This window comes from Qipengyuania seohaensis (genome assembly GCF_002795865.1).
In the GTDB taxonomy this organism is placed as follows: domain Bacteria; phylum Pseudomonadota; class Alphaproteobacteria; order Sphingomonadales; family Sphingomonadaceae; genus Qipengyuania; species Qipengyuania seohaensis.
This window is the reverse complement of record NZ_CP024920.1, coordinates 1,661,891-1,683,358: the sequence shown is the minus strand read 5'-3', so window position 1 is coordinate 1,683,358 and position 21,468 is coordinate 1,661,891. Positions and strand designations below refer to the sequence as shown.

The 21,468-nt window shown below is 61.6% G+C and carries 21 protein-coding genes; 8 read left to right on the top strand and 13 right to left on the bottom strand.

The window, feature by feature from the left end; translation table 11 throughout:
- Positions 1 to 11 precede the first annotated feature (11 nt).
- The 3 genes from CVE41_RS08300 (at position 12) to CVE41_RS08290 (ending at position 2,425) form a co-directional block, all read left to right on the top strand.
- Entirely contained in the window at positions 12 to 464 is a 453-nt protein-coding gene (locus tag CVE41_RS08300; RefSeq protein ID WP_100260219.1) for a DUF2793 domain-containing protein, read from the top strand.
- Positions 465 to 661: 197 nt separating this feature from the next.
- Positions 662 to 1,795, top strand: coding sequence for an OmpA family protein (locus CVE41_RS08295; protein WP_198507627.1), 1,134 nt, complete (start codon positions 662 to 664; stop codon positions 1,793 to 1,795).
- Between the two features lie 96 nt (positions 1,796 to 1,891).
- Complete coding sequence (locus tag CVE41_RS08290; RefSeq protein WP_100260217.1) at positions 1,892 to 2,425, top strand: superoxide dismutase family protein; 534 nt, start codon at positions 1,892 to 1,894, stop codon at positions 2,423 to 2,425.
- 8 nt (positions 2,426 to 2,433) lie between these two features.
- Here CVE41_RS08290 and CVE41_RS08285 read toward each other — a convergent pair whose 3' ends face one another.
- The 7 genes from CVE41_RS08285 to CVE41_RS14965 form a co-directional block, all read right to left on the bottom strand.
- Entirely contained in the window at positions 2,434 to 4,077 is a 1,644-nt protein-coding gene (locus CVE41_RS08285; RefSeq protein ID WP_232725611.1) for an MFS transporter, read from the bottom strand.
- A gap of 4 nt (positions 4,078 to 4,081) precedes the next feature.
- On the bottom strand, positions 4,082 to 4,798 hold the full coding sequence (queC, locus tag CVE41_RS08280; RefSeq protein WP_100260216.1) for a 7-cyano-7-deazaguanine synthase QueC: 717 nt from the start codon (positions 4,796 to 4,798) through the stop codon (positions 4,082 to 4,084).
- A gap of 39 nt (positions 4,799 to 4,837) precedes the next feature.
- Positions 4,838 to 5,149, bottom strand: coding sequence for a hypothetical protein (locus CVE41_RS08275; RefSeq protein WP_232725610.1), 312 nt, complete (start codon positions 5,147 to 5,149; stop codon positions 4,838 to 4,840).
- 224 nt (positions 5,150 to 5,373) lie between these two features.
- Positions 5,374 to 6,279 carry an Hsp33 family molecular chaperone HslO gene (hslO, locus tag CVE41_RS08270; protein WP_100260214.1) on the bottom strand — a complete coding sequence of 302 codons (906 nt, stop codon included), beginning with the start codon at positions 6,277 to 6,279 and terminating at the stop codon, positions 5,374 to 5,376.
- Positions 6,280 to 6,325: 46 nt separating this feature from the next.
- A complete protein-coding gene (argF, locus tag CVE41_RS08265; protein ID WP_100260213.1) occupies positions 6,326 to 7,252 on the bottom strand; it encodes an ornithine carbamoyltransferase in 927 nt (308 codons plus the stop codon).
- Between the two features lie 11 nt (positions 7,253 to 7,263).
- The gene (locus tag CVE41_RS08260; protein ID WP_100260212.1) at positions 7,264 to 8,451 is read right to left on the bottom strand and encodes an aspartate aminotransferase family protein; all 1,188 of its coding nucleotides are present in this window, start codon (positions 8,449 to 8,451) and stop codon (positions 7,264 to 7,266) included.
- 133 nt (positions 8,452 to 8,584) lie between these two features.
- Complete coding sequence (locus tag CVE41_RS14965) at positions 8,585 to 9,358, bottom strand: cold-shock protein (RefSeq protein ID WP_100260211.1); 774 nt, start codon at positions 9,356 to 9,358, stop codon at positions 8,585 to 8,587.
- 255 nt (positions 9,359 to 9,613) lie between these two features.
- On the opposite strand from CVE41_RS14965, the gene CVE41_RS08250 reads away from it, so the two are divergent.
- Positions 9,614 to 10,432 (top strand): TerC family protein, encoded by an 819-nt coding sequence (locus CVE41_RS08250; protein WP_100261449.1) that lies wholly within the window; start codon positions 9,614 to 9,616, stop codon positions 10,430 to 10,432.
- Entirely contained in the window at positions 10,429 to 10,869 is a 441-nt protein-coding gene (locus CVE41_RS08245) for a TIGR01244 family sulfur transferase (protein ID WP_100260210.1), read from the top strand. The genes CVE41_RS08250 and CVE41_RS08245 overlap by 4 nt, the downstream gene beginning before the upstream one ends.
- On the opposite strand, the gene CVE41_RS08240 is transcribed toward CVE41_RS08245, so the two are convergent.
- Complete coding sequence (locus CVE41_RS08240; RefSeq protein ID WP_100260209.1) at positions 10,870 to 12,288, bottom strand: amidohydrolase; 1,419 nt, start codon at positions 12,286 to 12,288, stop codon at positions 10,870 to 10,872.
- A 62-nt stretch (positions 12,289 to 12,350) separates the two neighbouring features.
- Here CVE41_RS08240 and CVE41_RS08235 point away from each other — a divergent pair, with 62 nt between their 5' ends.
- From CVE41_RS08235 to CVE41_RS08225, 3 genes are read left to right on the top strand one after another with little or no spacing between them, the layout of a single operon-like run.
- Positions 12,351 to 12,752 (top strand): hypothetical protein, encoded by a 402-nt coding sequence (locus CVE41_RS08235; protein WP_232725609.1) that lies wholly within the window; start codon positions 12,351 to 12,353, stop codon positions 12,750 to 12,752.
- Between the two features lie 9 nt (positions 12,753 to 12,761).
- Complete coding sequence (locus tag CVE41_RS08230) at positions 12,762 to 13,700, top strand: sterol desaturase family protein (protein ID WP_100260208.1); 939 nt, start codon at positions 12,762 to 12,764, stop codon at positions 13,698 to 13,700.
- 24 nt (positions 13,701 to 13,724) lie between these two features.
- A complete protein-coding gene (locus CVE41_RS08225; protein ID WP_100260207.1) occupies positions 13,725 to 15,311 on the top strand; it encodes a GMC family oxidoreductase in 1,587 nt (528 codons plus the stop codon).
- Here the strand turns inward: CVE41_RS08225 and CVE41_RS08220 are convergent.
- From CVE41_RS08220 to CVE41_RS08200, 5 genes are all read right to left on the bottom strand, one after another.
- Positions 15,308 to 15,841 (bottom strand): GNAT family N-acetyltransferase, encoded by a 534-nt coding sequence (locus CVE41_RS08220; RefSeq protein ID WP_100260206.1) that lies wholly within the window; start codon positions 15,839 to 15,841, stop codon positions 15,308 to 15,310. The genes CVE41_RS08225 and CVE41_RS08220 overlap by 4 nt on opposite strands.
- Positions 15,842 to 15,908: 67 nt before the next feature.
- Entirely contained in the window at positions 15,909 to 18,677 is a 2,769-nt protein-coding gene (locus CVE41_RS08215; RefSeq protein ID WP_100260205.1) for a TonB-dependent receptor plug domain-containing protein, read from the bottom strand.
- Between the two features lie 244 nt (positions 18,678 to 18,921).
- Positions 18,922 to 20,262 (bottom strand): ammonium transporter, encoded by a 1,341-nt coding sequence (locus CVE41_RS08210; RefSeq protein ID WP_100261447.1) that lies wholly within the window; start codon positions 20,260 to 20,262, stop codon positions 18,922 to 18,924.
- A 17-nt stretch (positions 20,263 to 20,279) separates the two neighbouring features.
- Positions 20,280 to 20,618, bottom strand: coding sequence for a P-II family nitrogen regulator (locus tag CVE41_RS08205; protein WP_100261446.1), 339 nt, complete (start codon positions 20,616 to 20,618; stop codon positions 20,280 to 20,282).
- A 142-nt stretch (positions 20,619 to 20,760) separates the two neighbouring features.
- Entirely contained in the window at positions 20,761 to 21,462 is a 702-nt protein-coding gene (locus CVE41_RS08200) for an endonuclease/exonuclease/phosphatase family protein (protein WP_100260204.1), read from the bottom strand.
- Positions 21,463 to 21,468: the final 6 nt, after the last annotated feature.

The following is a 21,468-nucleotide window of genomic DNA, read 5'->3' as shown; positions in this document are numbered from 1 at the left end:
AGGAATGACCCATGAGCCAATCGACCGGCTTTTCGAGCAGTACCCCTCGTCACCAGCTTCCCTTCCTATACTCGGGCCAGGCACAGAGAGAATTTTTCGTCAACGAAGCGCTGTCGCGGATCGACATGCTGCTTAACCCGGTTGTCGAACAAGTTTTGTCGACACCACCTGAAACGCCGGTTTCCGGGTCGTGTTATATTGTTGGTGAGCAGCCGACAGACGACTGGATCGGGCATACCGATTCACTCGCGGGGTGGATCGACAGTCAATGGACCTTCGCGTCGCCTACTGCCGGGCTTGTTGTTCATGAGCGGTCGAGCGCGTCTTCCCTGGTTTACCGGGACGGCTGGCAACGCCTTGAAGCGCCAACTATTCCCGCTGATGGCGACTTTATCGACGTACAGGCGCGAACAGCGATCGAGGATTTGATCGCGCTACTAAGGCAATACGGCTTATTCGCTTGATAGTTTGGAACCGTATTCCAAAGACGTCGTTTGAGTGATGTCCGAGAGTGAGATATCGCTCGGACAGCTTTGTATTTCGACGGGAATCGCGACATTCTTGCAACAGTTCCCGTCCAATGCCTGCTTGCCACGTGTGAGCGGGAAAGTTAGATAACCACCACTCGGTGGCTCCAATTCGCAAAAAGGGGAAATAAATAATGCGGAATTTCGTCCTAGGAATGGCGATGGCCTCTACGGCCCTTGCGTCGCCTGCCCTCGCACGAGATAATTCGTGGTACATCGGCGCCGAATTCGGCCCGATGATCGCTGAAGATCTCGACCTCAATCTCAACGATGAAGACGGCGCAACGCTTGATACGCTCAGCGTCGACCTCGAAACCGGCTATGACGGTGGCGGCTATGTGGGCTACGACTTCGGCGCTTTCCGCCTGGAAGCAGAAGTCAGCTATCGTGACGCCAATCTAGATACTGTCGATGTTGGCACGACCGGCTTGGCAGTCGGTTCGGGTTTGAACGCTACGGCTGGTGAGTCATTCGGCACCGGCAGCGTCAACTCGCTCAGCTTCATGCTGAACGGCCTGTTTGACTTCGGTCCCGACGACGGCCTCCAGCTCTACGCCGGTGGTGGTATCGGTGTTGCTCGTACGAGCGTCGAAACCCGCATCTTCGACACGGGCAGCCCGTCGATTGATGACTCGAGCAGCGATATCGCATGGCAGCTTCTCGCTGGCATCAACGCTCCGCTGACCGACAATGTCGACGTTGGCCTGCGTTATCGCATGTTCACCGCTGAAGACGTACAGGTTGTCGATCTCGGCGGCCGTGAACTCGACGGCAAGCTGCGTACGCACTCGCTGATGGGCACGCTCACCTACAACTTTGGTGCGCCTACCCCTCCGCCGCCGCCGCCGCCCCCGCCGCCGCCGCCTCCTCCGCCCCCGCCGCCTCCGCCGCCTCCGCCTCCGCCGCCGGCTCCGGTCTGCCAGCAGGGCCCGTACATCGTCTTCTTCAACTGGGACGAGTCGGACATCACTCCGGAAGCGGCAACGATCCTCGACAACGCAGTTTCGGCTTACGCCAACTGCGGCATGGCTTCGGTCATGCTGGCGGGTCACACCGACACGTCGGGTTCGGCACAGTACAACATGGGTCTGGCTGAGCGTCGCAACTCGTCGGTCCGTGATTACCTGAGCGCACGCGGCATTCCCGATGGTCGCATCAGCAGCGAAGCCTTCGGCGAATCGCAGCTGCGCGTTCCGACCGCCGACGGCGTTCGCGAACTCCAGAACCGTCGTGTGGAAGTCACCTACGGTCCGGGTTCGGGCATGTAATTTCACTCACCGAGTGAAAACAGGATTAGGGGCCGGAGCAATCCGGCCCCTTTTTCGTTGGTGCCTTGTAATCCAAACCAACAGGGGACCCTAACGATGAAGTACGCAAAAGCACTCGTCGCGATTTCCGCAGCACTCCAGCTTGGGGCGTGCTCAACTTACGGCAACCTCCCTACCGAGCGCGTCGGTAGCGCCACCCTCGCTTTCGCCAACGGGCTGCCTGCCGGAACCGTACAGCTTCTTTCGGACGGTAGCACCGTCACGATGGGAGTAGCAGTTACCGGCTTAGAGCCTGGGCCTCATGGCTTCCATCTGCACACTACCGGCAAGTGCGAAAGCCCCGGCTTCCAAAGCGCAGGAGGCCATCTCAATCCTGCGGGCCGCGAACACGGTAGTGAAAATCCTGCCGGCAAACATCTGGGTGATCTCGCGAACCTAGTCGCCAACGAGTCAGGTCGCGCAACCGCCCAGTACGACCTCTCCGGTTCCGCCGATGACATACTCGGCGATATATTCGACGCAGACGGAACCGCGGTCATGATCCACGCCGGACCGGACGATTATCGCAGCGATCCGGCAGGCGATGCCGGCTCTCGCATCGCCTGCGGCGTACTCAAAGCCGCAAGCTAACCAAGCTTTCAGACTGGCTCGCCAGCTGCACGGGCGCGCTCCAGCACGGATTCGCCCGCAGCTGGTACCAGTTTGAGAGCGGCAAGTAGCAGGACGAAGCCGAAGGGTGCAGCCACAAGGGTTGTCAGCATCCCGGTGCTCAGGCCCCCGGGGCTGACAGCGGAAACATACCCCGCAAGGAACGGTCCGATTCCCAGACCGATCAGGGTGGTCGACAGGAAGAAAATTGCCGTCGCCATTCCGCGCATCCGCGGTAGCACCAGCGCCTGGCTGCTGGCCGCAGCCGCACCAAGCGCCGAAGCTCCGGTCATTTGCGCAATGAAGCTCGCGACATAGAATACCGTAAGGCTGTCGGTCGTGTAGGCGACTACGATTGGCGGAAGCGACGCCAGCAGCCCGAACAAGATGACCATTACGCGACCGTTCTGGAACTTTTCGAGCAAATAATCCGCCATACGACCGCCCAGGATCACCCCGAGGAATCCGGCGACGGCCGAGGGCGCTCCCAGAAACCAGCCGAGGTCTGTCTTGGCCGCTCCAAGGACACGCTCTGCATAGGGCGCCCCCCAATAGGACGCAGCATAGGCCATGAAGGCCACCGTGCCATATCCAAGGACAACACTAAGGAACGCTGGCGAACCCCAGGTCAGTCGGAAAGTTGGCAGGTCACGGGTGTATAGAGCAGTCGCCCAGCTGAAGACGGCGTAATAGCCGACACCCAGGAAAAGCCATTGATCACTGACCGGCACGCCCGCTGCGGTCAGCCCAACAGCTTCGGAAAGATATGCCGAGGCCCCTGGCGTGATCGACGTGAGGAAAATCGCGGTCGCGGCGAAGGCTGCAAGCCCCGCAACATTGATGGCGAAGGCTCCGATGCCGCGCTGAAACGCTCCGATGAGGGTAAAAGGCGGGATGACCTGAAACAGCTCCTGGAAAAAGCCGCGAAATGGACGCGGATTCTCCGGGGTGGGCAGTCCATCGATCTCTCCGCGCACCGGCTCGCGCAGGGTCAGTACCCAAAGCGCAAGCAGCAGGCCGGGAATTCCGACCGACAGGAACGCCGCCTGCCAACCGACCAGGCCGAGCGGTCCACCATCGGGATAGGCCTCGTTCCAGTTCTCGACGACAAGGCCGCCAATCAGCAGCGAGATGCCGCCACCGATGTAGAGGCCGCTCGAATAGATCGCGAGCGCAGTCGCGCGCAGTCGCGCCGGAAACCAATCCGAAATCAAGGAATACGCCGAAGGACTTGCAGTCGCCTCGCCGACGCCCACGCCCACGCGCGCAGCTGTGAGCGCGCCCGCGTTCTTGGCGAAACCCGACAGCGCAGTCATCGTCGACCACAATGCCAGACCGATCGCCATCAGCCGGATGCGCTTCCAGCTATCGGCCAATTTGCCGAGGGGGATGCCGAAGAGCGCGTAAAAGACTGCGAAGGCAGTACCGTAGAGAAAGCCGAGGTAGTCGTCTTCGACCCCGAGATCGGCCTTGATGTCGTTAGCAAGGATCGAGAGGATCTGGCGGTCGATGAAATTGAGGACGTAGACGAGGACGAGGACGCCCAGCGCATACCAGCTATATGGCGGGACTTTGGCATCTGATTGAGGCGACGCTTCGATTGGTGTCTCGCTTGTCACGTCGCTCTGGCTCAAAATCCTACTCCCTCAAATCAGGCGCTCCTGGCGCGTAAACTGTCGTATCGACTAGCCCCGCTTCGTCAAAGCCCTTTCGACGAAGTCGGCAGGAATCGCATGCGCCGCAGGCGGTACCTTCTGCCGTCGGATCGTAACAGGACCAGCTCCATGACGGATCGAGATCAAGGCGGTAGCATTCGCGCGCAATGTCGGCCTTGCTCATGTGCTGGAGCGGCGCGTGAATCGAGAACGGCTCTCCCTCGACGCCCTGTTTGGTCCCCAGCCGCGCGGTTTCGGCAAAGCTGGCGATAAATTCAGGTCGGCAGTCGGGGTAACCGGAATAGTCGAGTGCATTGACGCCGATGAAGATATCCCGCGAGTGCACGCTTTCCGCAAAGGCCGTCGTGAGTGCGAGAAAAACGAGATTTCGCGCAGGAACGTATGTGACCGGGATATCGTCACCTACGCCCTCCTTCGGCACGTCGATATCATCGGTCAACGCCGAGCCACCGAACCTGCGTAGGTCGAGAGGCAGTTCGACATGCCGCGACACATCGAGAAGCCGCGCGATGTTTCTCGCTGACTCAAGCTCGCGGATATGACGCTGGCCGTAATCGATTGTCAGGGCGTGGACCGCATATCCCGCTTCTCGCGCGAGAGCTGCGCTGACCATCGAGTCCAAACCGCCCGACAGCAAGACGACTGCCGGCGGCGAATCCGCTGTATTCACTTTGCTCATGGAATGGCAGCTAGTGCCTTCACCCTTCGCGGGCAATGCTCACCGGCAAGAACCGATGCGGCGCGCCTCGGCAGAGAACTGGAAGGGACGTCCGCCGACAATTCCCTGGCTGTCGATCTGTACCAGCGCAGGGCCTTCTTTCCGCACATTGGTTCGGCCATAGCCGTCGCCAGGGCAGGTATACTGGACGGTCACTTCATTGCGGCCGTCTTCGACCACAAAGCGATTGCATCCGTTGGCCGTGTGGCGCAGCTGGATCAGTTCACGACCGGAACGCACACAGACCTTGCGCGCCGGAGACCCGTCGCGAAAACGAAGCTGCCATTCTCCCTTTTCGAGCGAATCGAGCATGGCGAGAGAAGACTGGGCAAGTGTCGGCGACGCGACGGTTCCCACGCATAGCAGTGCCAATGCGCCTCCGATCACGCCAAGTTTCTGTTTTCCGGTCACTTTTACCAAATACCTCGATCTACGTGCCTGATATCTCGTATCTAGGGCAAGATAATGAATATTCTGCGCTGAACCGCTGCAGAACGACCTAGTTCCCGTTCTCGCCAGACGCCTACAATAACAGGCTAGGCCTCGATCGGGAACTGGCGCGAACAGAACGCGCAATCGACTTTGATTATTCCGTCCTCATCACGCATTTCGGCCCGTTCGGATTCTGCAAACTTCGCAAGCACGCTTTCGTAGTGTTCGATCGAACACCTGCAGCCCTTCTCGATTGTATGGCCGCTGCTAATCCTGATCTCGTCTTCCTCATGAAAAAGGCGCCAGACGATTGCTTCGAGCGACAGGTCCGTGTCGAGCAATTCTTCGTGTCGCAGGGAACCCGCGAGGATCGAGACGTGCTCCCATTCAGGATGGTCGAGCCTCGCGTGAAGACGCTCGCGCCCTTCCTCTCCGTCAGGCAAATGCTGAACCAGCATTCCCGCAGCCAGGCACTTTCCCCCGGTTGCGCGAACTGCGGTACGGATCAGGGTCGGGACCTGTTCGGATTGGAAGAAATACGCTTCGCACGCTTCGGCGAGGGAATCGCCCTCCAGTGGCACGATACCCTGATAACGGCCACGTCCACCGGTCATATCAAAAGTGATGGCGAGGTACCCTTTGCCGAACAGCGCAAAGAGCGACGGGTTAGCGCCAAGTTCGACGAGCCTTTCCTCGTCGAAATCGACATATCCGCGTAGCGCCCCGTCCTTATAATCGCATACGAGCAAATTGATGGCACCGGCTTCGGTCTGAGCCTGCATCGTGACTTGTGAGCCCTCGCCCTTCAGCAGCCCGCCCATTAGAGACGTCAGCACGAGCGCCTCGGCAAGCAAGTGCGTTATCGGCGCGGGGTAATCGTGCGCCGAGAGAATTTCGTCGAGGGCAGTATCCAGCCGCACGATGCGACCGCGAGCATCCCGCGTCGGGATGGCGAATGATAGGGTCTTTCCGGCGAAAGTTTCGTCCAGGGCGGGCTGATTATCGGTCATTCGGCGCAATATGGTGCGGCGCACCCGAATTTACAGACCCCAAGGCCTAACCGAGCAAGCCGTGACACCAGAGCAGAATGGATTTCTGCGCGTGAATGCGGTTTTCGGCCTCGTCGAAGACGACCGACTGGGCACCTTCGAAAACTGCTTCGCTCACTTCTTCGCCGACATGGGCGGGCAGGCAGTGCAGGAATTTCGCATCCGCTTTTGCCAGCGCCATCAAGTCTTCGTCGACCTGGAAAGGCGCCATCGCTGCAAGCTTGGCTTCAGCGTGGTCCTGCCCCATCGAAACCCATGTATCCGTCACGACCACATCCGCGCCGCGCGCCGCTTCGACGGCATCGTTGGTCAGCGTCACTTCGCAACCGGCGGACCGCGCCATATCGACGAATTCGGCGTCCGGCTCATAGCCACCGGGGGTTCCTACGCGAACGTTGAACTTGAACAGCGCGGCTGCCTCCAGAATGGAATGCAGCACATTGTTGCCATCCCCTAGCCACGCAAGCTCAAGGCCGGGCAACGCCTTGCCATGCTCGACCAGTGTCAGAAGATCGGCCACGATCTGACAGGGGTGAGAGCGGTCCGTGAGGCCGTTTATCACCGGCACGCTGGCGTGACGGGCGAGCTCTTGTGCCTTGGCATGGTCGTCTGTGCGGATCATGATCGCATCGACCATCCGGCTGAGTACGCGGGCGGTGTCGGCGATGCTCTCACCGCGGCCAAGCTGGCTGGTGCCAGCATCGAGGATCAGGCTGGTGCCACCGAGTTGGCGCATCGCCATGTCGAAGCTCACGCGGGTACGCGTCGAGTTCTTCTCGAAGATCATTCCAAGGACCAGACCGGCAAGCGGCAGGTCCGCGTCAGGCTTGCCTTTCGGCCAGTCCGTGCGTGCCGCCTTCCGGTCCTGCGCGTCGGCGAGCATGGCGGCGATAGCATCCCCACCCGCATCCGACAGGTCGAGAAAATGCTTCACTGCCGCCCTCCTCAGCTTTCCGGATCGAAGCTTGCCGCGCCGGCGGAAAGCTTGTCGAGGAATTCGTCGAACTCTGCATCGCCTGCCACCAACGGGGGCAGGACGCGCAGCGTCTGATCACCTGCAGCCACGCACAGCAGCTGGTGGTTGTCGCGCAGGTGGACGAAGAACGGCCGGCTTTCCACCTTCATGCGGATACCCAGCATCAGTCCCTTGCCGCGGACGAGATCGAAGAGGTCGGGATAATTCCCGATGAACTGTTCGAGGCGGCTGCGCAGGCGCTCGCCCTTTTCGGTGACTTCCGCGAGGAACTCGTCATTCGCGACAGCGTCCATCACGGCCATGCCTGCGGCCATCGCCAAGGGATTGCCGCCATAGGTGGATCCGTGCGTGCCGAAGCCCATTCCGCGCGCAGCCTTTTCGGTCGCGAGGCAGGCGCCGAGCGGGAAGCCGCCGCCGATGCCCTTGGCGCTGGCCATCACATCGGGTTCGACGCCGTAGTGTTCGTACGCATAGAGCTTGCCGGTTCGGGCGACGCCGCACTGCACTTCGTCGAATACGAGCATGAGATCGTGCTCGTCGCACATGGCCTTGAGACCGTGGATGAATTCATCCGACGCCGGACGGATCCCGCCTTCGCCCTGGATGGGTTCGACGAGGAAGCCCGCCGTCTTGTCGCTGACCAGCGCCTTGGCGCTCTCCAGATTGTCGAACTCGGCATACTGGAAGCCTGCGAGCAAGGGGTGGAAGCCCTTGTGCATCTTTTCCTGATTGGAGGCGCTGATGGTCGCCATCGTGCGGCCATGGAAGGCGTTGGTGAAGGTGATAAGTTCGGTACGGTTGGAATCGCCGTCTTCGTGCTGGTGGTAAGCGCGCGCGGTCTTGATTGCAGTCTCGACCGCCTCAGCGCCGGAGTTCGTGAAGAAGACGGTGTCTGCGAAAGTTTTGTCGACCAGCCGCTGGGCAAGCTCTTCGCCCTGCGGACTGCCGTAAAGGTTCGACACGTGCATCAGCTTTTCGGCTTGGCGCTGGATCGCACCAATCAGGCCCTTGTGGCTGTGGCCGAGCAGGTTGACGGCAATACCGCTGGCGAAGTCGAGATAGCGCGTGCCATCTTCGTCGATCAGGTGGCAGTGGTCACCTTCAACGGGGCGTACGCCGCAACGCGGGTAGACGGGCATCAACGGGGTAATCGACATCGGACCTCCGGTATTCACGAAAAGCGAAACGACAAATGGCGGCCCCGAACGGGAACCGCCATCTGCGTAATGATCGACGATCTATTGCTTCTGTATCGCCGGGTCAAACCGGCGCTACGGAAACCGGCGGAAATTATTCCGCAGGAACGAGATTGACCGCCGAGTACTTGCCGCGGCGATCGACTTCGAGGTCAAACTCGTAGCGTTCTCCCTCGTTGATGGCCGAAAGGCCCGAACGCTCGACGGCACTGATGTGCACGAATGCGTCGGGCTGGCCGTCGTCGCGGGTGAGGAAGCCGAAGCCCTTCATGGAATTGAAGAACTTGACGGTTCCGCTCGCCTTTTCGCCGGTCAGTTCGCGACGCGGAGTTTCAGCGCGCGTTTCGACGGCAATGACATCGCCGACGACCTGCAGGTCCTGCGCCGACACCTTGCCGCCGCGGTCCACGAGGTTGAATTCCAGTTCCTGTCCCTCCGCGAGGCCTTCGAGGCCAGCACGTTCGACAGCACTGATGTGAACGAAGATGTCTTCGCCGCCGGTGTCCTGCTGGATGAACCCGAAGCCCTTTTGCGTATTGAAGAACTTCACCTTGCCCTTGCCGGTGCCGACAACCTGGGCAGGCATGCGGTTACCACCGCCGCCGCCAGCGCCGCCGCCGCGTGGTCCGCCGCCGAAGCCGCCACCGCCGCCGCCGCCGCGATTGCCGCCGCCGAAGCGGTCACCGCCGCCACCGCCGCCGCCACCGCCGAAACGATCGTTGCCGCCGCCAAAGCGGTCACCACCGCCACCGAAGCCGCCGCCCTGCGATTCGAAACCACCGCCCGGACCACCGAACGGATCGTAACTGTCTTCCCCGAAACCGTCCCGCTTGTCCCGACCGCGACGGCGCCCTCTATCGTAACCCATAACCCTGCAAATACCTTGTCGTTCAGCTCGAAACTCACTGCGACGGCGCGGGAGCTGAAACGCGCCGGACGCGGGCAGGCACGAGCGTGAAGCGCGAGACCTACCCCTCAAACCATTACGCATAGCGCGAAACCGCGCGTCAAGCGAATGATTTAGCATTTACACCAAGTGTCGCGAGCAATTGTGACATTTTCGCATGAGATTGCGCAGGTTTCTTCTCTTGCAAGCACCATCGTGTTTCGGCATCGGATCGACATGGAAATTCTGCAGCTTCTCAGCGACCCGGCAGCCTGGCTCGCGCTGCTCACTCTGATTGCCCTCGAGGTCGTCCTTGGGATCGACAATCTCATCTTTATCGCGATCCTTTCCAACAAGCTCCCGGAACACCAGCAACAGCGCGCCCGGCGTATCGGCCTGGCGCTGGCGCTGATCATGAGAATTGGCATGCTGTTGCTGATCGGCTGGCTCGTCACCTTGCAGACTCCACTGTTCGATCTCGGGATCGTGGGCCCTCCTGTCGAGGGAACCAACAAAGCCAGCTTCGAAACGGCCTTCTCCGGGCGCGACCTGATTTTGCTCGCAGGCGGCCTCTTCCTGCTGTGGAAAGCTACGAAGGAAATCCATCACTCGATGGAGCCAGAAGACGATTCGGGCGATCTGCTGGACAAGACGCCGGGAATCGCTTCGGCTGCCACCGCCACTTTCGGTGCGGTGATTGCGCAGATCGTCGCCATCGACCTCGTTTTCTCGGTCGATTCGATCCTCACAGCAGTTGGTATGACGGATGACATACCGATCATGGTGACCGCCGTCGTGATCACCGTCGGCATCATGATGGTCGCGGCGGACCCGCTTGCAAAGTTCATCGAGAAGAACCCGACCCTGGTCATGCTGGCCCTCGCATTCCTCGTCATGATCGGCCTCGTGCTGATCGCTGACGGCTTCGGTTTCCATGTTCCGAAGGGCTACATCTACGCAGCCATGGGCTTTTCCGTCGGGGTCGAAATCCTCAACATCGTCCAGCGCCAACGCCGGGCGAAAATCGCTGCCCTCGCCAAGGAAGATGCCGCATGAGCGAGTTTCGCAAGATCACCGACGATTTCTATGTCAGCCCCCAGATCGATCCGGCGCAAGTGGCCGACGCCAAGGTGCAGGGCTTCTCGCTGATCGTAAACAATCGTCCCGATGGCGAAGAAGCGGACCAGCCGGAAGGCGCGGCGATCGAATCTGCCGCGCGCGAAGCCGGCCTCGACTATGTCGCTATCCCGGTAGGCTCGGCGGGCTTCAGCCAGCCGCAAGTCGAAGCGCTGCGCGATGCGCTGAGCAAGACCGACGGCAAGGTGCTGGGCTTTTGCCGCTCGGGCACACGATCGACCTTCCTGTGGTCGCTGGCACAGGCGGCAAGCGGCGCAGACCCCGACACCATTGCCGCGGCTGCACGCAGCGGCGGCTACGATATCTCGCCCATTCGTCCGGCCATGGATGCGCTCTCCGCTAACGCCCGCGGCTGATTACTGGCGGTAGTCGAGCGGAGGATCGCGGTCTCCCAGCAGCGAGACATATTCGTAGTCTTCGCCCCGGGCAGCGTCGAATTCCGCGCGCGCCGCCTTTCGCATTTCCTGATTGGTGAAAAGCTCGGCTGCCATCAGGGTAAGTGCCTTGGCGGCCAGCTGTGCACCCTTGTGGCCGATCGAATGTCCGCTTGCCGCCACTGCCTGCCAGCTGTGCGCGCTGGTGCCCGGCACCCAGGTCGCCGTCCGAACACCGACGGTCGGGGTCGCCCAGGACACGTCGCCGACGTCGGTAGATCCATAACCCAGCGTCTTGGCATAGGGCTGGACCTTGGCCGCTTCTTCGAGCGGTTCAGCATTCTCCCCGAAGCTCTTCGAGATTTCCTCGGCCCACGCACGCTCTTCCGCAGTGTACTCGATCCCGCCGAGGCTACGCAGCTTGCGATCCATCGCACGAGCGAGCGTTTCGTTGACGAGCAACGGATTGTTGCCATGGATCACTTCCCACTCGACCTCTGTGCCGGTGCCCATGGCAGCGCCTTTTGCCGTCGCTTCCAGGCGCGTCCATAGTGCCTGCACCTCTGCGGCGTCAGAATGGCGCACGTAGTAGAAGACTTCGGCAAAGTCGGGGATCACATTGGGGGCCGATCCACCCTCGGTGATGACGTAGTGGATGCGCGTGTCCATGCTGGTGTGCTCGCGCATCATGTTGACCATCATGTTCATGGCTTCGACCCCGTCCAGCGCACTGCGTCCGCGTTCGGGGGCACCGGCTGCATGGGCTGAGATCCCGCGGAACCTGAACTTGGCGGACCGGTTGGCGAGGCTGGTCCGGGCCGCAGCGCTGTTTTCGTCGGCCGCGTGCCAGTGCAGTGCGACGTCGACATCGTCGAACAGCCCGGCGCGGGTCATGTAGACCTTGCCCGATCCACCCTCTTCGGCCGGCGTGCCATAAAGGCGGATACGCCCCGGCGTTCCTGTCTTTTCGAGCCAGCGCTTCACCGCGATCGCAGCCGTCAGCGAGCCGCCTGCAAACAGGTTGTGCCCACAGGCGTGACCGGCACCGTGTTCCGACTGTTGACGCGTGGGCGCAGCGGTCTGGCTGATACCGGGCAAGGCATCGTATTCGGCGAGGATAGCGATGATCGGCCCGCCCTCGCCCCATTCGGCGAGGAACGCGGTTGGAATGTCCGCAATGCCTGCCTCGACCTTGAATCCCTCGCTTTGCAGTTCGTCCTGCAACAGGCCGCTAGACCGGTTCTCGAGAAAACCGAGTTCCGCCCAGTCCCAGATCTGCTGCGATACGCGCGCAGTCCGATCGCCTTGCGCTTCGACCTCCGCCACCGGATCCGCAGTTTGTGCAGCAAGTGGCATGGAAAGGCAGGCGGCGACCAGAGGTATCAGGGCCAGTTTTTTCATTGTGCATCTCTCCGTTTGGCCAAGCTTGCCGCAAAGCGAAGCGCGTGCCAATCGGTATCGCAATGGACATCCCACCCGCCCTTCTCCAGTTTCTCGGATCGCTGGTCGCCATCCTTGCGCTCGCAGGCCTGGCCTTCGCCTTGCGGCTGGGGCCGCCTCCGCGCCTCCAGAATGAGCAAGCGGCACGCACGGCGGCGGACGAAGCGGTCAGCGGTTTCCAACCAGTCGCGATCGCTCTCGACCGGGACGGTGCTGGCGCACTCATGCGCGATACGGAAGGACGCATCCTCCTGCTCCGGCAGCACGGGAGTCATTTCGCAGGACGTTTGCTGACAAACGCTGCGGTAGTCACCCGCGACGGCGACGCCCTACTGATCGACACGGCAGAGAAACGGTATGGCGCGGCGCGCCTTCAGGTCCCCGATCCTTCAGCTTGGATGCAGGCGATCGAGGCGATACAGTAGCGCAGAGCCATGCCCGATTTTTCACCCACCGAACTCGCCGTCCCCGGCTTTGTCGCCCTCGTCCTGATCGAGATGATCTGGGCCTGGCGCAAGCGACCCGAAAGCTACGAGCCGAAGGATACGCTCACCAGCCTTGCCTTCGGCCTTGGCAGCACGGTCGCAGGACTGCTTTTCGGGGGCCTGTTTTTCGCCCTGTTCCAGTGGGTCTGGCAGTTCCGCCTGTTCGACATCGAATGGAGCTGGTGGGCCTTTGCGCTGTGCTTCGTGCTCGACGACCTCAAATATTACTGGGTTCATCGCTTCGGCCACCGGGTCAGGTGGTTCTGGGCGAGCCATGTGAACCACCATTCGAGCCAGCATTACAACCTCTCCACCGCGCTCCGCCAGACCTGGACCGGATTCCTGACGCTGGGTTTCGCTTTCGCGCTGCCGCTGGTGCTGATCGGCTTCCACCCCGGCATGATCGCGCTCGCGGGAGGGTTCAACCTCATCTACCAGTTCTGGATCCACACCGAGGCGATCGACAAGATGCCCCGCTGGTTCGAGGCGGTGATGAACACGCCCAGCCACCACCGCGTCCACCACGCCACCAACCCGCGCTATCTCGACCGCAACTATGCCGGTGTCTTCATTGTATGGGACAAGATGTTCGGGACCTTCGAGCCGGAGGTGAAGGATGAGAAAATTCGCTACGGGATCGTCAAGCAGCTCGGCAGTTTCAACCTGCTGTGGGCAGTGTTCCATGAATGGATCGGCATAGCGCAGGACATGTGGCGCGCGCCTTGGGGCAGCAAGCTCGGCTATCTGTTGCGCGAGCCCGGCTGGACGCATGACGGCAGCCGCGAGACGAGCGACCAGATCCGCGCCGCATGGCTCGAACGGCAGGGGACGGCACCAAAACAGGTTTCAAGTGAAAACCCGATTGCAGGCGACGCCGAGGCTGCCTAACCTCTCGAATCGAGAGGAGTTATCATGGATGAATTCGATGTAGTCGTTGTCGGTGGCGGCAGCGGGGGCAGTGCAGTTGCGGGGCGGCTGGCAGAAGCGGGCAAGCGCGTCTGCCTGCTCGAGGCAGGCCCGCGCAACAATGGCATGCTGATCCGCACGCCGGGCTTCATGCCCTTCCTGCGCAACGCATCGAACTACCGCTATGACACGGTCCCGCAGAAGGGCCTCAACGGGCGCATCGGATACCAGCCCCGCGGGAGAGGCTTGGGCGGATCATCGGCCATCAACGCGATGGTCTACATCCGCGGCAATTCCTTCGATTACGACCAGTGGGCAAGCCTCGGCTGTACCGGCTGGTCCTATGACGATGTGCTGCCTTATTTCAAACGGGCCGAACACAATGTGCGCGGCGAAAACGAATTCCATGGCGACGACGGCCCTCTTTGGGTGAGCGACCAGAAATGGCCGAACCCGGGCAGCCTCGCCTTTGTGGAAGCCGCTGCGCAGTTGCAGCTGCCGCGCAATGCCGATTTCAACGGCGCGAAGCAGGAAGGCTTCGGCCTCTACCAGGTTACCCAGAAAGATGGTGAGCGCTGGTCAGCGGCCCGCGCCTATGTCGAACCCAAGAGGGGATCGAAAAACCTCGACATCAGGATCGGGGTAACGGTGCAGAAGCTGGAAATCGCGGAAGGCCGCGTGACCGGCGTGACCTATTCGGCAGGCAAGCGCAGCCGCACCGTTACCGCCAGAGGCGGGGTCGTGCTTTGTGCAGGCGCTTTCAATTCGCCGCAGGTCCTGATGCTGTCCGGGATCGGTCCGGGCGAACACCTGAAGGAACACGGCATCGACGTCGTCATCGACAAGCCCGCCGTCGGGTCAGACCTGCAGGATCACATCGACTATGTTTCCAGCTGGGAAACCGAGAGCAAGGACTTCATCGGCAGCAGCCTCGCGGGCACGGCCCGAATGGCCAAGGCCATCATCGAGCATCGGCGCAAGCGGACCGGGATCATGACCACGCCCTATGCCGAGGCAGGCGGCTTCTGGAAGGTCATGGACGATGCCCCCGCCCCCGATATCCAGTGGCACTTCGTGCCGGCAATGCTGGAAGATCACGGCCGCGAGAACGTGAAGGGTCACGGGTTCTCGCTCCATGCCTGTGTGCTGCGGCCCGAAAGCCGCGGGACGGTGAGGCTAGCCAGCCGCGAGGCGAGCGACGCCCCGGTTATCGATCCGAACTTCCTCGACGACGATCGCGACATCGAGGTGCTGCGCAAGGGTGTACGGCTGTCGCACCGCATTGCGGAATCGCCTAGCCTTGCGAAATACGATCCGCAGGACCGCTATCCCATCGATCTCGACGATGACGCCCAGCTCGACGAGCTGATCCGCAGCCGTGCCGACACGGTCTACCATCCGGTCGGAACCTGCCGCATGGGTGCGGACGAGAGCGATGTCGTCGATCCGACGCTCAAGGCGCGCGGGGTCGATGGGCTATGGATCGCCGATGCATCGATCATGCCGCGCCTCGTCAGCGGCAACACCAATGCGCCAAGCATCATGATCGGCGAACGGTGCGCCGATTTCGTGAAGGCGGAACTGGCCGCTTAGCGCGCGAGCCGTTTCGTCATCGTGGCAAGGGGGACGGGCACCGCGCCATTGGTGTCCTCCCACTCGCTTTCCACCCGGTAGCCGCAGCGCTCGTAGAACGGCTTGCCGGCCATGGTGGCCGCCATCTCGATTTCGGTGAAGCCTTCCTTCGCAGCAGCGGCTTCGGCTGTCTTCAGGATGAGGCGCCCTATACCTTTCTTGGTGTGATCGGGGTGGGTGTACATTGCCCTGATACGGGCGCGCTCAGTGGCGGGATCGAGGAGGCGCGGATCGCGTCCCGCCGAATGATTGCCGCCGTATAGCGTAGCCCGGCGTGACCATCCCCCGCACCCGACGACGATGCCGTCCTCGACGACACAGAAATAGGTCCCGTCTTCGATCAGCAAGCGGTCCAGGCCCATTCCGGCCTTCGACGCCTCGATCTGCTCCTCTGTCAGATATCCGACCTGCAATCGCTCGATCGCGAGGTCCATGAGCTTGCGGATGTCCTCTTCGTCTTGATCGGTCGCAATTCTGATTTCGAGCATCATCAGGTCCTCAAACAAAAAGGGGCGACCATCCAGGCCGCCCCTTTCAATCGATGTATCTACCCGTGGCTTACCACTGGAATCGGGCGCGCAGGTAATAGCTGCCGCCGTTGAAGCCGAAGGGCGAACGTTCGCCGTACTTCGCGCCCACGATGCCCGAATAGGGGTTCAGCGTCGGGTAGTTGTCGAACATATTCTGCGCACCGACTGCCAGTTCGAGGCCGTCGATCACTTCGTAGCCAAGTTCCGCATCGAAGGTCAGCTCTGCCGATGCATCGATCGGCAGGGTCGAATCCTCGAGGTGGGCTTCGTAGTAGCTACCGAAGTAGTTGGCGCGCAGGAGCCCGCGGAAACGGCCCTGTTCATGCGTGACGTTCAGGAAGCCCTTCCACTTGGGCAGGCTTTCTTCCAGCTGGCGAACGCGGGTGGCAGAGATGGTCTGGCCAACATCGGTCACTTCCGTTTCGGTGTAGTTGATCGCCAGCGTGGCGCGCGTGGTGCCACCTTCGATCGGGTAGAACCTTGCGTTCGCCACGAAGTCGAGACCCTGCGTGCGGGTGTCGAAGTCGTTGTTGAAGAAGGTGAAGGCCACGAGGTCTTCGAACCCGGTGAAGTTGTTGCGGTCGATCACCCCTGCGGCATCGAGCTGCGTGAGCAATTCTGCCGGAGCCGGCGTGAAGGTCGCGGTGCAATTGTTCGCAACGCCTTCACGATCGGCGAGATAGCAGAGCGCTGCCGGGAAATCGATCGTCGACGAACGCGAGATGCGATCCTTCAGCTTGATGTTGAAGTAATCGAGCGTGACCGAGAAATCGCCCAGGTCGCCAGCGACACCGAGGGTGAAGCTGTCGGCTTTTTCGGGCCCGAGCGTCGGACGGTCGAGGCCGAGGCCGCCGTTGGCGACGCTATCCGCGATGTAGTCCGAAGCGATCAGGCCGGCGGGGCTGAACAGCGGGAAGGTGCCTTCGTCCTGCAGTTCGCCATTGGAGAACTGCGTGGTGACGTTGATCACGTTCGCCTGGCCTGCGGTAGGGACGTGGAAGCCGGTCGAATAGGTACCGCGAAGGCGCCATGCATCCGACAGCTTGAACAGGCCGCCCAATTTCCAGGTCACGGTATCGCCGAAGCTCTTGGTGTCTTCGTAGCGGACCGCACCCTGCAGGGTGAGCGCGTCGATCAGGTCGGCTTCGATATCGATGTAAGCCGCCTTGTTGTCTTCCTTGCTCGTACCGGCCGAATTGGTGGCGAAACCGGGGAAGCCGTTCGAACTGGTCGAGAAACCCTGTCCGGTCGGGTAGGCGGTGCTCGGCTGCGCAAGCGGGCCGAGCTCGAAGGACGCCGGATCACCTGCGGTGATGCCGAATTCCTCGTCGCGATATTCGGCGCCGGCCGCGATGTAAACGCTGCCTTCACCCACGGCGAGATTGTAGCCGAGGTCGAGATTGACCACGTTCTCGGTCTGCGAATAGCCGCCCGGGTTGAAGTCGGTCGGGGTGTTCGGGCCAAGCGACGCGTTGACCGTGTTGCGGATCGAGAAGCTCGATTTGTTGCGACCGTGGCGATAGCTGAGGTCGAAATCGAGCGCGTTGAACAGCTGTCCGCGAATGCCGACGGCTGCCGAGTAATCCTTGATGTCGCCGCCGAAACGCGGGGTGAAGCCGCCCGGGAACAACTCGACGAACGAGAAGCAGTTCGCGTCCGCGCTCACCTGCGCCAGGATGGTCGGATCGGGGATCAGTCCGCCTTGGGTGAGCGGAATACCGGCGGGGCAATCGCCCGCAGTATCGAGCGAAAGGTCGCCCACCAGCACCGAAGCGACACCGCCGTCTGCCTCGGCAAGCGGGGCACCGGTAGCCGGATCGACGAACGGTCCTGCATAGACGCCGCCACGGTTGGTCGGGTTACGGAAGAAGAAGCCGCCATCGACATTGCGCTCGGCGTAGTTGCCGAAAGCGTAGAGCTCGATCGCGGGCGAGAGTTCGAGGCCGAAGTTGGCGAAGAACTTCATGTCGTCGTTGACGTTCGGCTGGCCCCAGATCTGGGCGGGGTCGGCGACGGCGGTGTTGCCTGCAGCGATCAGTGCGGCTGCGTCGTCGCGCTGGACCGAACGGACGGTCGCATCGGATTCGCCATACTCCGCCGACAGGTTGAGGAAGCCAGCTGCCGTTACCGGAATGCCGACATTGGCTGCGATGGTGTACTTGTCGCCGTCGCCTTCATAAGTCTCGCCCCATTGTGCGGACACGGATCCGCCGTCGGGGCTGTCCTTCAGGATGAAGTTGAGAACGCCGGCGATGGCGTCCGATCCGTATTGCGAGGATGCACCGTCGCGCAGCACTTCGAGCTGCTTGATCGCAATGGACGGAATGACTGAAATATCGGGGCCCTGCGAACCGTCGGAAATACCACCGCCGAGAAAGGCGATGACCGCAGCACGGTGCTGGCGCTTGCCGTTGACGAGGACCAGCGTGTTATCGGGCGAAAGCCCGCGCAGGTTGGCGGGGCGCACCAGCGTGGCAGCGTCCGAAATTGGCTGCGTGCCCACGTTGAACGAAGGGACGGAAACGCGAAGAACATTGCCGATATCGCTATCGGCCTGGTTGCTCAGCTCGGCAGCGGAAACGATATCGACCGGTGCGACGGTGTCTGCAGCCGAGCGGTCGGCCTGGCGGGTACCGGTCACGATGATGGCGCGATCGGCCTGTTCGGCTGCGACCGCGTCGGTCTCGATCCGTGTCTGAGAATCCTGCGCCATTGCAGGCGCGGAAGCGACAAGCGCTGCTGCACTGCACAGAAGCGCCGCACGCGTCGCAAGAACACTGTTCTGATTATTAGTCATTACTCTCTCCTCCCGAGAACAAAGCCCAGTGATTGAATCTGACGCTTCGGGAGGCGCTTGCGCAATAGTATTTCGTGAGACGGAGAATGAAGCGAAAAATAGTGTGACAGCTTTGCAACAAAAAAAGGGCCGGCCCCTGGAGGGAACCGGCCCGTTAAAGTCTTATGTTCGCAGGAGGAACATGGGTGGGCGGGGCCGCCCGTGAGGAGAGAGGAGAGAGAGGGCGGCCCCGCCGAGTTGGTGATCAGTTGTAGGCGCGTTCTCCGTGTTCGGAGATGTCGAGGCCTTCGACTTCGGCGTCTTCGGGGACCCGCAGTCCGATCAGAGCCTTGACGACAAGACCCGCGATCAAAGTCCCGATACCGGCCCAGGCGATTGTCACGAGAACGCTGTAGGTCTGGATCCAGAGCTGTGCGCCGAGAGCGGTCGAACCGTCTCCGGGTCCGCCGAGGAACGGCTGGTAGACGACTGCCGTACCGATAGCACCGACGATGCCGCCCACGCCGTGGATGCCGAAAGCATCGAGGCTGTCGTCATAGCCGAACTTCATCTTCACCTTGGCGACGAAGACGTAGCAGACGGCCGAGCTCAGGATGCCGAGCAGGATCGCGCCGAACGGGCCGCTGTTGCCTGCGGCTGGGGTGACGGCGACGAGGCCGGCGATAACGCCAGAGCAGAAGCCCAGCGCGCTGCCCTTATGGCCCGCTGCCCGCTCGATCACCATCCAGGTCAGCGCACCGGCTGCAGTGGCGACGAAGGTGTTGATCATCGCAAGACCGGCCGAACCGTCGGCTTCCAGAGCCGAACCGGCATTGAAGCCGAACCAGCCCACCCACAGGAGGCCCGTGCCGACCATGGTCAGCGTGAGGCTGTGCGGCATCATCGGCTCCTGCGGCCAGCCACGGCGCTTGCCGAGGAGGTACGCAAGGACGAGGCCCGAGATACCGGCGTTGATGTGCACCACGGTGCCGCCAGCGAAGTCGAGCGCGCCGTCTTCGAACAAGAGGCCACCGCCAGCCCACACCATGTGCGCGATGGGGAAATAGACGATCGTCAGCCAGATCGGCACGAACAGCATGACCGCATTGAATTTCATGCGCTCTGCCGTCGCACCCAGGATCAGCGCTGCGGTGATCGCGGCGAAAGTCATCTGGAAGCTGATGAAGACGTATTTGCTGATGACCTCGTCGGTGAACGTCGCGGCAGTGCTGCTCGCGTCGGTACCGGACAGGAAATAGCTGCCACCGCTGATGAAGAGGCCGATAGCGCCCTCATAAGTGGTGTCGCCGAAAGCGAGGCTGTAGCCCCACATTACCCAGATAAGCATGGCCAGCGCCGCGGTGGCGCCGATTTGCGTCATCGTCGACAGCATATTCTTCGAGCGGGCCAGGCCGCCATAGAAGAGGGCGAGGCCCGGAAGGATCATCAGCATCACCAGGACGGTGGCCGTCATCATCCAGGCGTTGTTGCCGGGGTTTGGTACAGCGGCAACCGCTTCGGCCGCCTCCTGTGCGAAAGCTGCCGTGGCAGTGGTGAACGAGGCGGCAAGGACGCCGGCCCCGGTAAGAATCTTACGCATGGTCATGGTGCTCTCCTTGCGGCTCACAGCGCGGTTTCGCCGGTTTCGCCGGTACGGATGCGGGTGGCGTCGGCGAGATCGAAGACGAAGATCTTCCCGTCGCCGATCGCTTCGGTGCTGGCGGTCTGCTGGATCGTCTCGATGACTTGCGGGGCGAGGCCGCTTGCCACGGCGATTTCCAGCTTCACCTTGGGAAGCATATTGGTCGAATATTCGGCACCGCGATAAATCTCGGTCTGCCCCTTTTGGCGTCCGAAGCCTTTGACTTCGGACACGGTCATTCCGGCCACACCAATACTCCCGAGCGCTTCGCGCACTTCGTCGAGCTTGAATGGCTTGATGACAGCGATGATGTATTTCACGCCTTCACCCCTCTGGCTGCGCACCGGCCAAGCACCGGCTTTCGCACCTGCAGCACGAAGCGTGCCAAACACGGATCGGGGGTGTTTTCGGGCTAATCCGAGTGTGATTTCACCAATCGATGCCTAATAATTAGGCCGCTGCCTATTTTTCGATCAACTCAAGCGTTGCGACGACGGGCAAATGATCGGAGGCTATGGCGGAAAGCGCAGTGTGGTGGACGTGTGCAGAATGGCAGGACCAATGCCGGCTCGCCACGATCCGGTCGAGCGTGGCGACCGGCTGGCGGCTCGGATAGCTCTTGCCGGGTGTCACCACGGTCCAGTCGCTGGCAAATTCGCGCATGGCTCCCGTCGCGCGGCCCCATTGGTTGAAATCACCCATGATCACCGTCGGCACCGGCTTGGTGGCTGACGCGACGAAATCCAGCAGCGAGCGGATCTGGTCGCGTCGGCGCAGGCCGGACAGGTCGAGATGCGTGCCGATAACCCGCATCATCTGACCCTCGACCATGAGATCGCCGCAAGCCGCACCGCGCGGTTCGAGAGTGGGCAGGTCCAGCGCCTCCCCGGCGCGCACGTCCATGTCCCGCCGGACCAGGATCGCATTGCCATGCCAGCCGATACTGCGCGGACGCTTGGCCACTTCGACCAGCCGCCAGTGGGTATCGTCGAGTTCCGCGCGCGGAATGGTCGTCGCCCGGTCGCCGATCCTGCGATCGACTTCCTGAAGGGCGATTACGTCGGCATCGATTTCGTGAATGACGGAAAGGATGCGCTCGGGATCGCGCTTGCGGTCCAGCCCGACTGCCTTGTGAATATTGTAGCTGGCGAAAGTGAGCTTCACGCGCTC